The following is a 12,536-nucleotide window of genomic DNA, read 5'->3' as shown; positions in this document are numbered from 1 at the left end:
AGCACGCCGTCCGCCAGTACGTCACCGCGCACTCCCGAGACCCGGAGCTGAGCCCACGGGCGATCGCCGCCGCGCTGGGCTGGTCGGTGCGGCAGATCCAGCTGGCGTTGCAGCAGGCGGGCACCACGACCAGCGAATTGATCCGCAGCGCCCGGGTAAACCGCGCCGCCGACCTGCTGCGCGGGTCGTCCCCGGGCACGACGATCACCAGCATCGCCTTCGAGAGCGGGTTCCGCTCGATGAGCACGTTCGAGGCGGTGTTCAAACAGCATTTCGGGGTGACGCCGCGCGAAGCGCGCGCCTTAGCCCACCAGCCCGTCGATGATGTCCGCGGCTGAACCCGGCTGCGCCGCAGCAAAACCCGATCCCGCCCACAGCGCGACGCCGTGCGGATCGCCCATCTTCAGCGCGGCGGCGATCGCCCGTGGGCTCAGCTCCGGGTCTCGGGAGTGCGCGGTGACGTACTGGCGGACGGCGTGCTCGACCGAGTTCAGCGTGTCCGGCAGGCCGCAGCGTTCGAGCATGGACGCGATGAGCAGGTCGGTCAGCGTGGTGCACGATCGGGTGAACTGGTAGCTGTCGAGGGTGCGGTGCTGTTGGCTGACGGTCGACAGCATCGAGAACACCACCGAGCCCAGCCCGTTGCGCAGGTCTACCACCGTGGGATGCCGGTCCATGGCGGCGGGGCAGCTGACGTCCGCGGCTTCGAACGTCCAGCCCCGCACCCCGAACGCGTGGCGAACCTGCAGGGGGCGCGCCTTGGTGAGCACTGCCGCCTGGCCCGGCACCAGCCGCATCTGGACCCCGCTCTGCTCGACCTCCAAAACGCCGTGGCGGGCGACCAGCAGCAGGTTGCCCTGGCGGTCGTCGGCCTTGACGTCGGCGTCGGTGCGCACATACCGCAGAGCGTCCGACCAGAAGTCGACCAGCTGATGGGTGGCGTTGCGCTGCACCACGGTGCCGCCACGGAACACCGGCGGATCCGCGAAATGCAGTTGCAGCGAGCCGTGATTGGTGCGGACATGCTCGACCCAGTACTCGGAGGGCTCGCCGGGGGCGTATGCCGTGTCGATCCATTCGACCGTGTAGTCCGCCGGGCGCAGCGGCTCGGCAACAGCGACGTCTCGGGATGTGCACGTCATAGATCGCCTCCAGCAAGCTTGACCAGCGCCGTCAGTCTTCAGCGCGTTAACAGGAGTAACGGGGGACTTTGAGACCCGGTTCACTGCCATCGCGCGCGCCGTACGCGACCGGGCGGTTTCCGTGCGCACCGCAGGTAGCCCCCCGCCTCCTCAGCGGGCGCAGGCCGCCCGCATCGTCACCGAGCGCCAAGTCACCGCTAGCCCCATGGCGGTGACCTGCCGCGCCCGACTTCGCCGCGCTGTGCCAGATTGCTCGCCTCCTCAGCGGGCGCAGGCCGCCCGCATCGTCACCGAGCGCCAAGTCACCGCTAGCCCGATGGCGGTGACCTGCCGTGCCCGGCTTCGCCGCGCTTGCAGTCACCGCTAGGCTGGCCCGCTGTGATCACCCGGATGTCCGAGCTGTTCTTGCGCACCTTGCGCGATGACCCCGCCGACGCCGAAGTGCCCAGCCACAAGCTCCTGATCCGAGCCGGCTACGTCCGGCCGGTCGCTCCTGGCCTATACAGCTGGCTGCCGCTGGGACTGCGGGTGCTGCGCAGAATCGAGCGCGTCGTCCGCGAGGAGATGAACGCGATTGGGGGACAGGAGATCCTGTTTCCCGCCCTGCTGCCGCGCGCGCCGTACGAGACGACCAACCGCTGGAACGAGTACGGCGATGGCGTGTTCAAATTCAAGGACCGCCGCGGCAACGACTACCTCCTCGGCCCCACCCACGAAGAGCTGTTCACGCTGACCGTCAAGGGCGAATACAGCTCCTACAAGGACTTCCCGCTGCTGCTGTTCCAGATCCAGAACAAGTACCGCGACGAGGCGCGGCCACGCGCGGGCATCCTGCGCGTCCGGGAATTCCTCATGAAGGACTCGTACTCGTTCGATATCGACGACGCCGGCCTCAAGGCCGCTTACCACGCGCATCGCGATGCCTATCAGCGCATCTTCGACCGCGTCGGGGTGCGCTACGTCATCGTCTCCGCGGTCTCGGGCGCGATGGGCGGCAGCGCCTCGGAGGAGTTCCTCGCCGAGAGTGCCGTGGGAGAAGACACCTTCGTACGGTGCCTGGAGTCGGGCTACGCGGCCAACGTCGAGGCCGTCGTCACCGCGCGGCCCGAGCCGCCGCCCGCCGATGTCGTGGCCGCGCTGCCCGCGGCGGTGGTCCACGACACCGGCGACACCCCGACCATCGCCACCCTGGTCGACTGGGCCAACGGCGCGGACCTGGGGCGCCCCATCACCGCGGCCGACACCCTCAAAAACGTCCTGTTGAAGGTCCGCCAGCCCGGCGGTGACTGGGAGTTGCTGGCCATCGGCGTGCCGGGCGATCGTGAGGTCGACGACAAGCGCCTGGGCGCGGCGCTCGAGCCGGCCGAGTATGCGCTGCTCGACGACGCCGACTTCGCCAGGCATCCCTTTCTGGTCAAGGGCTACATCGGCCCGAAGGCGTTGCGCGCCAACGGAGTTCGTTACCTGGTCGATCCCCGTGTGGTCGACGGCACCAGCTGGATCACCGGGGCCGACGAACCGCACCGCCACGTTGTCGGCCTGGTGGCCGGGCGGGACTTCACCGCCGACGGCACCATCGAGGCCGCCGAGGTGCGCGACGGCGACCCGTCGCCGGACGGCGCCGGGCCGCTGGTGTCGGCGCGGGGCATCGAGGTGGGCCACATCTTCCAGCTGGGCCGCAAATACACCGACGCGTTCACCGCCGACGTGCTCGGCGAGGACGGCAAGCCGGTGCGCCTGACCATGGGCTCCTACGGCCTGGGGGTGTCCCGGCTGGTGGCCGTCATCGCCGAGCAGCACCACGACGAGCTCGGCCTGCGCTGGCCGGCAGCGGTCGCCCCGTTCGACGTCCACCTGGTGATCGCCAACAAGGACGATCAGGCCCGCGCCGGCGCCACCGAGCTGGCCACCGAGCTGGACCGGCTCGGCCTGGAGGTCCTGCTCGACGACCGCCAGGCCTCGCCCGGGGTGAAGTTCAAGGACGCCGAGTTGCTCGGCGTGCCCCGCATCGTCGTGGTCGGGCGGGGCTGGGCCGGCGGCGTGGTGGAGCTGCGGGACCGCTTCGGCGGCCAGACCCGCGAGCTGGCCGCCGGACCGTCGCTGGCCGCCGACATCGCGGCCGCGGTGCGCGGCTAAGTAGTCGCCAAGCTAGTCGTTGCCGCCCGGGAAGCTCGTCGTGATGGGCCACGCGCCCAGCACGCGGCTCCACCGGGCCGCCATCACCGCGCTCTGCGTCAGCGCGGTGGCGGCGAAGGCGCGGTCCTCGGCCGTCTCGGCGTGTTCGGCCACCACGCGCCAGGCGCCGGCGCCGTCGTTCTCCATCCGGGCGGCCAGGCGGGCGGCGTCCGCCGCGCTGCCGACTACCAGGGGCAGCTGATACCCCGCGGCGGCCACCGGAACGGTGACCTTGCGGGCGGCCAGCATCGCCACCACGTCGTCGCGCCGCTGCCGGTGCTGCTCGAGCGCCTCCACCACCATGCCGTTCACGCTGCCCGGCGACAGCGCCGAGACGATGCCATAGCCGTAGATCGTCGAGTACTCGATGGCCAGCGCGTCACTGAGCGCCGAGTTGTCGGCCTCTTTCCCGGAGGTCATATGGACGGCCCCCCGGGGACCAGCGCCACCGTGTAGGACGCCGTGCACGACGCCGCGATGGAGGCCAGCAGGCCCGCGCGGTAACCCGACTCCGTGCCCACCAGCCGGCTGGCGCTGTCGGCCGAGGCGTGCAGCGCGTTGATCACGTCCGAGACCGGCGGTGGGGGCGGCGGCGGTCCCGCCGGCTGGGCCGGTGCGGGGCTGGCGGTCTCGCTCGTCGAGGTGGTCGCGAGCTTGCCGGCGGCCCGCGCGACCTCCGTGGCGAGCGCGCGGGCGTGCGCGGCGCGCTGGCTCGCCACCACGCTCAGCGCGGCGGCCACCTGCGGCGGGTTGCCGACGGCCGACGCCGCGGCGGCGGCCAGCGCGCTGTCGTGCCTGGCCTGATCGAGGGGGCCCAGCAGCTGTTCGACGGTCGGGGCCTTGGGCGCTGACTTGCCGCAGGCCGACCCCACCGTCGCCAGGGCCGCCAACGCCGCACCACCGGCGAGGACGTTTCGCCGGGTGACGGCCGGAACTGCGCTAGACACAAGCACATCCTGCCATCGGTGTAGTTGCGGGCACGATGCCAGGACTCGATCGTGCCGAGACAACCGATTACTGGCGTATCGTTGATAGCTGGCTCTCGGCGGAACGGCAGCTGCTGCGATTCCCCGGGAGACTGGAGTCGCCTCCCGCGCTCGAGGGGCGGCGACGTCCTCGGAGATGACCGACAACTCAAGATGAGGAGCTCGCCGTGACCACCGGGCTACCTTCCCCGACGCAGGTGATCGAGCTACTCGGTGCCCACTTCGCGCGCGCCGGCTACGAGATCGAAGACGTGGTCATCGACGCCAAGCTGCGTCCGCCGCGGATCACGGTGGTCGCCGACGGTGATCAAGCCCCGGACCTCGACACCATCGCCGCGTTGTCGCGGTCGGCGTCGGCTTTGCTGGACGGCCTCGACGGCGTCCGCGACGACTACGTGCTCGAAGTCAGCTCGCCCGGCGTGGACCGCCCGCTGACCGGTCCGAAGCATTTCCGGCGCGCCCGCGGGCGCAAGGTCGACGTGGTCCTGACTGACGGGTCGACGGTGACCGGGCGCGTCGGCGAGACGGGCGAGGGCGGGGTCGCGTTGGTGGTCCGCGCCGGCCGGGACCTGGCGCTACGCGAAATCGCGTTCGACAAGATCGCGAAAGCCGTTGTGCAGGTGGAATTCTCGCCTCCCGCGCAAGCAGAGTTGGACCTGGCCATTACGGGACGGGCCCGGAACACGGAGGCCGGAGCATGAATATCGACATGGCCGCGCTGCACGCCATCGAGGTCGACCGGGGCATCTCGGTCAACGAGCTGCTCGAGACCATCAAGTCGGCGCTGCTCACCGCCTACCGGCACACCGAGGGCCACCAGACCGACGCCCGGATCGAAATCGATCGCAAGACCGGTGTGGTGCGGGTGGTCGCGACCGAAACCGACGACGACGGCAACGTGATCAGCGAATGGGACGACACCCCGGAGGGGTTCGGCCGGATCGCGGCCACCACCGCGCGCCAGGTGATGCTGCAGCGATTCCGCGACGCGGAGAACGAACGCACCTACGGCGAGTTCTCCACCCGCGAGGGGGAGATCGTCGCCGGCGTGATCCAGCGCGACAGCCGGGCCAACGCCCGGGGCCTGGTCGTCGTGCGGATGGGCACCGAGACCAAGGCGTCGGAGGGCGTGATCCCGGCGGCCGAGCAGGTGCCGGGCGAAAGCTACGAGCACGGCAACCGGGTGCGCTGCTACGTCATCGGGGTGACGCGCGGGGCGCGCGAACCGGTGATCACGCTGTCGCGGACCCATCCCAACCTGGTGCGCAAGCTGTTTTCCCTGGAGGTTCCCGAGATCGCCGACGAGGCGGTCGAGATTGTCGCGGTGGCCCGGGAGGCGGGCCACCGCTCCAAGATCGCGGTGAAGTCCAACGTGCCCGGCCTGAACGCCAAGGGCGCCTGCATCGGCCCGATGGGGCAGCGGGTCCGCAACGTGATGAGCGAGCTGTCCGGGGAGAAGATCGACATCATCGACTATGACGAGGACCCGGCCCGCTTCGTCGCCAACGCGTTGTCGCCGGCGAAGGTGGTGTCGGTGTCGATCATCGACCAGGCCGCGCGCGCCGCGCGGGTGGTGGTCCCGGATTTCCAGCTGTCGTTGGCGATCGGCAAGGAGGGCCAGAACGCGCGCTTGGCCGCTCGGCTCACCGGATGGCGCATCGACATCCGCGGCGATGCGCCGGCCGGCGGCGGGGGACAGGCCGAGCAGCAGCCCGAGCACGGCGCCAGTCACGGTTTGGCCCGCGACCGCTGACCGCCTTCTTCGTCGGTGGGTTCTGACCATCGATCGGGTGACGCTAGACTGAGCCGTGATCCAGCGTGAGCCTTCGGCCTCGACGCAGGGACGCGCGGGCGGACCCGTGCGGACGTGTGTGGGGTGCCGGAAGCGAGAGCTGGCTGTCGAACTGCTTCGCGTGGTGGCTGTGTCGGCGGGGAACGGCGAGTCCGCCGTGATCGTTGACACGGGCAGTAGCCTTCCGGGGCGGGGTGCGTGGCTGCATCCCGCGCCGCAATGCGCACAACAGGCGGTCCGGCGGCGAGCTTTCACCCGGGCGCTGCGCATCACCGGTTCACCGGACACCTCGGCGGTGATCGAGCACATCGAGTCCCTCGGTGCGCCCGATGGCCCAGGCAACAGAACAGGTAGCAAAGAACATGAGCACACCGTGAAGTCCCGATGACAATGCGTCATAGCTAAACCCGAGGCGCGGCCCCACGACTGTCGCCTCTCAGACAGGAGATGTAGTGGCAGGTAAGGCCCGCGTACACGAGTTGGCCAAGGAACTCGGTGTCACCAGCAAGGAAGTCCTCGCCCGGCTGAACGAACAGGGCGAATTCGTCAAATCCGCATCCTCGACCGTCGAGGCGCCGGTCGCGCGCCGGCTGCGCGAGTCGTTCGGCGGCGGCAAGTCGGGCGGAGCGCCCACCAAGTCGCCGGCGAAGGTCCCGGGCGCGGCATGGGCCGGTCGACGGGCTGCGCCGACGAGAACGGGTTATTGCCGACGCGCGGCGCGCGGGGCTTGGGGATGGGACCCGGGCCGGGGCCGGGTCGCGGACCCGGCGTCATGCCGGGGTGCGGCGCCTGGCCGGGCGCGGGCGGCTTGGGCTGGCCGGGCGACGGGGCCTGCGGGCGTCCGGGCACCGGTCCGGGCCGCGCCGAATACGAGAACATGCAGGCCCCCGTCGTCGGTGGCGTGCGGCTGCCGCACGGCAACGGCGAGACCATCCGGCTGGCCCGCGGCGCGTCGCTGTCCGACTTCGCCGACAAGATCAACGCCAACCCCGCGTCGCTGGTGCAGGCGCTGTTCAACCTGGGCGAGATGGTCACGGCCACGCAGTCGGTCGGGGACGAGACCCTCGAGCTGCTGGGCAGCGAGATGAACTACGTGGTGCAGGTCGTCAGCCCCGAGGATGAGGACCGCGAGCTGCTGGAGTCCTTCGACCTGACCTACGGCGAGGACGAGGGCACCGAGGACGACCTGCAGACCCGGCCGCCGGTGGTGACCGTGATGGGTCACGTCGACCACGGTAAGACCCGGTTGCTGGACACCATCCGCAAGGCCAACGTCCGCGAGGGCGAGGCCGGCGGCATCACCCAGCACATCGGCGCCTACCAGGTCACCGTCGAGCACGACGGCGTCGAGCGGCCGATCACCTTCATCGACACCCCGGGTCACGAGGCATTCACCGCCATGCGTGCCCGCGGCGCGAAGGCCACCGACATCGCGATCGTGGTGGTGGCCGCCGACGACGGCGTGATGCCGCAGACGGTGGAGGCCATCAACCACGCGCAGGCGGCCGACGTGCCGATCGTGGTGGCGGTCAACAAGATTGACGTCGAGGGTGCCGACCCCGCCAAGATCCGGGGCCAGCTCACCGAATACGGTTTGGTGGCCGAGGATTTCGGTGGCGACACGATGTTCGTCGACATTTCCGCCAAGCAGGGCACCAACATCGATGCGCTGCTCGAGGCGGTGCTGCTGACCGCCGACGCGGCCCTGGACCTGCGGGCCAACCCGGAGATGGAGGCCCAGGGTGTGGCCATCGAGGCGCACCTGGACCGCGGCCGCGGCCCGGTCGCGACCGTCCTGGTCCAGCGCGGCACGCTGCGCGTCGGTGACTCGGTGGTCGCGGGTGACGCCTACGGGCGCGTCCGCCGCATGGTCGACGAGCACGGCGACGACGTCGAGGAGGCGCTGCCGTCGCGGCCGGTCCAGGTCATCGGCTTCACGTCGGTGCCCGGCGCCGGGGACAACTTCCTCGTCGTCGACGAGGACCGCATCGCCCGCCAGATCGCCGACCGGCGCAGCGCGCGCAAGCGCAACGCCCTGGCGGCGCGGTCCCGTAAGCGGATCAGCCTGGAGGACCTGGACTCGGCGCTGAAGGAAACCAGCCAGCTGAACCTGATCCTCAAGGGCGACAACGCCGGTACGGTGGAGGCGCTCGAGGAAGCGTTGATGGGCATCGAGGTGGACGACGAGGTGGCGCTGCGCGTCATCGACCGCGGCGTCGGTGGCATCACCGAGACCAACGTCAACCTGGCGTCGGCGTCGGACGCGGTGATCATCGGGTTCAACGTGCGGGCCGAGGGCAAGGCCACCGAGCTGGCCAACCGCGAGGGTGTGGAGATCCGCTACTACTCGGTGATCTACCAGGCGATCGACGAGATCGAGAAGGCCCTGCGCGGCATGCTCAAGCCGATCTACGAGGAGAACACCCTCGGTCGCGCCGAGATCCGGGCGATCTTCCGGTCCTCGAAAGTGGGCATCATCGCCGGCTGCATGATCTCCTCCGGGGTGGTGCGCCGCAACGCCAAGGCCCGGCTGCTGCGCGACAACGTCGTGGTGACCGAGAACCTCACGATCAACTCGCTGCGGCGCGAGAAGGACGACGTGACCGAGGTCCGCGAGGGCTTCGAATGCGGTATGACGCTGGGCTATTCCGATATCAAGGAAGGCGACATCATCGAGTCCTACGAGCTGGTCGAGAAGGAACGGACCTGATGGCCGATCCCGCTCGGGCGCGCCGGCTGGCCAAGCGGATCAACACCATCGTCGCCTCGGCGATCGAGTTCGAGATCAAGGACCCCGGCCTGGACGGTGTGACGATCGTCGACACGAAGGTGACCGCCGACCTGCACGACGCGACGGTCTTCTACACCGTGATGGGACGCACGCTCGACGAGGAGCCCGACTACGCGGCCGCCGCGGCGGCGCTGGACCGGGCCAGGGGCGCGTTGCGCACCATGGTCGGCGCGGGCACCGGGGTGCGCTTCACGCCGACGCTGACGTTCACCCGGGACACCACGACCGACACCGTGCAGCGGATGGACGCGTTGCTCGCCGAGGCGCGGGCCCGGGACGCCGACCTCGCGCGCGTTCGCTCCGGCGCCAAGCCGGCGGGGGAAGCCGATCCGTACCGGGAGACCGGGCCGGGGGTGGACCCCGGCGCCCGGTCCGGACGCGGGCTCGACGGGAACATCGGTGACGGCGATCAATTCGAAGAGTGAACTGGGCGGCGCGTCCCGAGTGGGCGCGCTGGTCGACGCGGCGGGCGCCGTCGCGCTGCTGTCGGACGCGTCGACGGTCGCGATTATCGCGCATGTCCATCCGGACGCCGACACCATCGGTGCCGGGCTGGCGTTGGCGCTGGTGCTCAACGAGTGCGGTAAGTCCGTCGAGGTGAGCTTCGCCGAACCGGCGACGTTGCCGGAGTCGTTGGCCTCACTGCCGGGTTGCAAGCTGCTCGTCGAGCCGCACGCGATGCGTCGCGACGTGGATCTTGTTGTCACGGTTGACGTTCCGAGCGTCAAGCGGTTGGGCGCGTTGGCCGACCTGGCCGGCCCCGATCGGCAGGTGTTGGTCATCGACCATCACGTGTCCAACGACATGTTCGGCACCGCCAACCTGATCGACGTGACCGCGGACGCCACCACGCTGCTGATCGCCGACATCCTCGACGCCTGGGGTAAGCCGATCGAGCCCGACGTCGCGCACTGCATTTACGCCGGCCTGACGACGGACACCGGGTCGTTCCGGTGGGCCAGCGCCCGCGCGCTGCGGTTGGCCGCCCGGCTGGTCGAGATCGGCGTGGACAACGCCGCGATCAGCCGGACCCTGATGGACACGCACCCCTTCGAGTGGCTGCCGTTGCTGTCGCGGGTCCTGGGCTCGGCGCAGCTGCTGCCCGAGGAGGTCGGCGGGCGCGGGCTGGTCTATGCCGTGGTGCGCCACGCCGATTGGCTCGGTGCCCGCGCGGAGGAGGTGGAGAGCATCGTCGACATCGTGCGCACCACCCAGCAAGCCGAGGTCGCGGCCGTCTTCAAGGAGATCGCGCCGCAACGGTGGTCGGTCTCGATGCGCGCCAAGGCCGGGGTGGACCTGGCCGCGGTCGCCTCGGTGTTCGGCGGCGGCGGGCACCGGCTGGCCGCCGGCTATTCGACGACCGGCTCGATCGAGCAGGTGGTGGCGTCGCTGCGCGCCGCCCTCGCCTGACTCAACTCCTAGAAGTTCCTTCGAAGCTTTCTAGAAGGCCCAGCTGCCGGAGCGCTGCAGCACGAACCCATGGTCCCCGCTGGTGGTGTCCAGGCAGGCGACGAGGCTGTCGGCGCCAACGGCGCAGGTGACGCTCAAATAGGACACTTTCTGGCCGGCGCCCAGCGCCTTCGCGCCGGTCTGCGGCGTGGCCGCGCTGCCGTCGCAACCGCCCTCGGACATGCGGCTCAGCTGGTAGCCCGGCCCCTTGTAATCGACCGCGCCCACCAGGCAGTCGCCCGGGCGGGCCCGCCCGCCCGGCACGGGAACGTCGTCCAGCCCGGGGATGTCGCCCCGGCACTTGAGGTCCGCCGACGGTTGCGGCGCGGGCGATGGGCCGCCGTAGAAGTCGCACACGATCGCCGAGGAGGCCGTCGACGGCACGGTGAAACCGATCCGCGGCGCGGTCTGCTGGCCCGTGACGAGGTACCCCTCGGCGGGCACCGCCGTGAAGGTGTCGAGGTTGGGGAATGCCGGGGGCGGCTGCGCGCCCGCGTGCGGGGCGAGCCCCGCGAGCGCCGACGCGGCCGCCAGGGCCGCGCCGCCCAGCGCCCGCATGCTGACGTCGACAACGGCACGCATCGGCGCCTCCTTGCCTCGGGTCGGTGGTGCTGATTCTCCGACGATCGTTGTTGGGATCGTATTGGCCGCCGTCAGTTCACCCACACGCCCACGGCGATTAAGCCGGACACGACGGTCACCGCCAGGCCGAGCGCCGGCCATTTCCACATGCCCGGCCGGTGTCGCAGGCCGGTGACCAGGGCCCCGACGCCGGAAACCAGCAATCCAAGCGCCGCGCCACCGGCGATGACCACGGCCCCCACGAACGTTCGGTGGACAAAGCGGGTGACGTCGGGGCTGTCGCAGTTGTCGCTGCAGATGGGCATCATCAGGTAAATCAACGACAGCAGCGCCAGGCCGAAGCAGACGGCGCTCAGCGCCCCCTGGACGACGAACAGCACCGTGGTCGCGGTGACGTCGCCGGCGGGGCGGTGTGGCGTCGGCGCGGAGCCCGCCATGGGTCGCTGAAAGGTGGCCGGTCAGCGCACCTGGGCGCGGCCGCGCTGCAATACGGCGTCGCGGTTGGCGGCGATGTCGTCGCCGCTGGTGCGGAACTGCCGGGCGGCCGTGGCCTCGAGCCACAGCCCCGCGTCGGTCTGCGTCTCGTCGATGCGGTGATACGACGCGAGCAAGGCCCGCACCGCGTTCTGGTTGTTGCCGACGATGGCCGACGCCACCCGCCGGGCCGCGTCGAGCAGCTGGTCGTGCGGCACCACCTCGGTGACCAGGCCCGCGCGCAGCGCGTCGGCGGCGGAGAGGTAGTCACCGGTCAAGCTCATCCGCCGGGCCAGGCCGATGCCCACCTTCTGCGGCAGCCGCACGCTGAGGCCCCAGGTGGGCAGCAGGCCGACGCGGGCGTGGGTGTCGGCGAAGCGGGCGCTCTCCGACGCGATCAGGATGTCGCAGTACAGCGCCAGTTCCAGGCCGCCGGTGACGGCGGCGCCGTTGATCGCCCCGATCACCGGCTTGCTCATCGACGGCCACCGCGGCGAGATGTCGGGCAGCGCGGACTGCCCGCCCAACTCCTTGAGGTCCAGGCCCGCGCAGAACACCGGGTCGGCGCCGGTGAGGATGATGACGTCCACGTCGTCGTCGGCCTCGGCGTCGGCGAGGGCCGCGAAGAACTGGTCCCGCAGCGCCGAGGACAGCGCGTTGCGCGCTTGCGGGCGGTTCAAGGTCAGCGTGCGCACCCGCTCGTCGGTGGCGATCAACAGGATGTCATCAGTCATGCCTTCACCGTAGCCAGTACCGGTGATCGCGTGACGCGTGGTCACGGGCGTCACGGGTGGGGGAGGGGTAGGCAAAGTGCCCGCCTCATAGCGACAACGAAGCATCACCCGGCCGGCCGGCCACAATGTCGCTGCGAGGCGGGCACTTCGGGTACCTACTTGGCCGGCCCCGCCATTTGCCCGCGCCGCCGCGGAGGTGCCGGACTCCGCCACCTGGTCGGCCCCGCCATCCGGCGCGCGCCTTCGGCGAGGCGCACCTATCGTGTTAGGCATGTGCCGGAACATCACGGAACTGCGCGGTCTGCAGCCCGCGGCCACCGGGGCGGAGGTGGAGGCGGCGGCGCGGCAGTACGTACGCAAGGTCAGCGGCATCACGCATCCCTCGGCGGCCCAGGCCGATGCGTTCGAGGC

14 protein-coding genes and 1 pseudogene are annotated in these 12,536 nt (G+C 70.6%); 9 read left to right on the top strand and 6 right to left on the bottom strand.

The annotated features are described in order from the left end of the window. Positions 1–338 (top strand): helix-turn-helix transcriptional regulator (locus A5700_RS21695; protein ID WP_156671341.1); only part of this gene is annotated, 338 nt, incomplete at its 5' end. Here the strand turns inward: A5700_RS21695 and A5700_RS21690 are convergent. Further along, the gene (locus A5700_RS21690; protein ID WP_068074552.1) at positions 303–1,142 is read right to left on the bottom strand and encodes a hypothetical protein; all 840 of its coding nucleotides are present in this window, start codon (positions 1,140–1,142) and stop codon (positions 303–305) included. The two genes, A5700_RS21695 and A5700_RS21690, sit on opposite strands and share 36 nt — an antisense overlap. Positions 1,143–1,520: 378 nt before the next feature. On the opposite strand from A5700_RS21690, the gene A5700_RS21685 reads away from it, so the two are divergent. Next, positions 1,521–3,278: a proline--tRNA ligase gene (locus A5700_RS21685; RefSeq protein WP_068074555.1), complete on the top strand. Its 1,758-nt coding sequence runs from the start codon at positions 1,521–1,523 to the stop codon at positions 3,276–3,278. 12 nt (positions 3,279–3,290) lie between these two features. On the opposite strand, the gene A5700_RS21680 is transcribed toward A5700_RS21685, so the two are convergent. Both A5700_RS21680 and A5700_RS21675 read right to left on the bottom strand, forming a co-directional pair. Beyond that, positions 3,291–3,737 (bottom strand): ferritin-like domain-containing protein, encoded by a 447-nt coding sequence (locus A5700_RS21680; protein WP_068074558.1) that lies wholly within the window; start codon positions 3,735–3,737, stop codon positions 3,291–3,293. Further along, the gene (locus A5700_RS21675) at positions 3,734–4,264 is read right to left on the bottom strand and encodes a hypothetical protein (RefSeq protein WP_068074560.1); all 531 of its coding nucleotides are present in this window, start codon (positions 4,262–4,264) and stop codon (positions 3,734–3,736) included. The genes A5700_RS21680 and A5700_RS21675 overlap by 4 nt, the downstream gene beginning before the upstream one ends. 206 nt (positions 4,265–4,470) lie before the next feature. Between A5700_RS21675 and rimP the strand changes: the two genes are divergently transcribed. The 6 genes and pseudogenes from rimP to A5700_RS21650 all read left to right on the top strand — a co-directional run bounded on the left by rimP (position 4,471) and on the right by A5700_RS21650 (position 10,296). After that, positions 4,471–5,004, top strand: a complete 534-nt coding sequence (gene rimP, locus A5700_RS21670; RefSeq protein WP_068074563.1) for a ribosome maturation factor RimP — start codon at positions 4,471–4,473, stop codon at positions 5,002–5,004. Next, positions 5,001–6,056 (top strand): transcription termination factor NusA, encoded by a 1,056-nt coding sequence (gene nusA, locus A5700_RS21665; RefSeq protein ID WP_068074566.1) that lies wholly within the window; start codon positions 5,001–5,003, stop codon positions 6,054–6,056. Before rimP ends, nusA begins: the two co-directional genes overlap by 4 nt. A 55-nt stretch (positions 6,057–6,111) precedes the next feature. Then, positions 6,112–6,483, top strand: coding sequence for a YlxR family protein (locus tag A5700_RS25605; protein ID WP_197502951.1), 372 nt, complete (start codon positions 6,112–6,114; stop codon positions 6,481–6,483). A gap of 64 nt (positions 6,484–6,547) precedes the next feature. Continuing rightward, a pseudogene (gene infB / locus A5700_RS21660) lies at positions 6,548–8,805 on the top strand (translation initiation factor IF-2). Beyond that, positions 8,805–9,311 carry a 30S ribosome-binding factor RbfA gene (rbfA, locus tag A5700_RS21655; protein WP_068074572.1) on the top strand — a complete coding sequence of 169 codons (507 nt, stop codon included), beginning with the start codon at positions 8,805–8,807 and terminating at the stop codon, positions 9,309–9,311. The pseudogene infB and the gene rbfA overlap by 1 nt, the downstream one beginning before the upstream one ends. Beyond that, positions 9,286–10,296 (top strand): bifunctional oligoribonuclease/PAP phosphatase NrnA, encoded by a 1,011-nt coding sequence (locus tag A5700_RS21650; protein ID WP_156671350.1) that lies wholly within the window; start codon positions 9,286–9,288, stop codon positions 10,294–10,296. The genes rbfA and A5700_RS21650 overlap by 26 nt, the downstream gene beginning before the upstream one ends. A gap of 30 nt (positions 10,297–10,326) precedes the next feature. Here A5700_RS21650 and A5700_RS21645 read toward each other — a convergent pair whose 3' ends face one another. The 3 genes from A5700_RS21645 to A5700_RS21635 all read right to left on the bottom strand — a co-directional run bounded on the left by A5700_RS21645 (position 10,327) and on the right by A5700_RS21635 (position 12,125). Continuing rightward, positions 10,327–10,917 carry a hypothetical protein gene (locus tag A5700_RS21645; protein ID WP_068074579.1) on the bottom strand — a complete coding sequence of 197 codons (591 nt, stop codon included), beginning with the start codon at positions 10,915–10,917 and terminating at the stop codon, positions 10,327–10,329. Between the two features lie 71 nt (positions 10,918–10,988). Continuing rightward, positions 10,989–11,297 (bottom strand): hypothetical protein, encoded by a 309-nt coding sequence (locus A5700_RS21640; RefSeq protein ID WP_156671349.1) that lies wholly within the window; start codon positions 11,295–11,297, stop codon positions 10,989–10,991. A 78-nt stretch (positions 11,298–11,375) separates the two neighbouring features. Then, positions 11,376–12,125: an enoyl-CoA hydratase gene (locus A5700_RS21635; protein ID WP_068074733.1), complete on the bottom strand. Its 750-nt coding sequence runs from the start codon at positions 12,123–12,125 to the stop codon at positions 11,376–11,378. A gap of 271 nt (positions 12,126–12,396) precedes the next feature. Between A5700_RS21635 and A5700_RS25600 the strand changes: the two genes are divergently transcribed. Then, positions 12,397–12,536 (top strand): DUF2277 domain-containing protein (locus tag A5700_RS25600; protein WP_156671298.1); only part of this gene is annotated, 140 nt, incomplete at its 3' end.

The sequence above is a fragment of the Mycobacterium sp. E1214 genome (assembly GCF_001666755.1).
Lineage (GTDB): Bacteria > Actinomycetota > Actinomycetes > Mycobacteriales > Mycobacteriaceae > Mycobacterium.
This window is presented reverse-complemented; position numbering and strand designations above follow the sequence as displayed.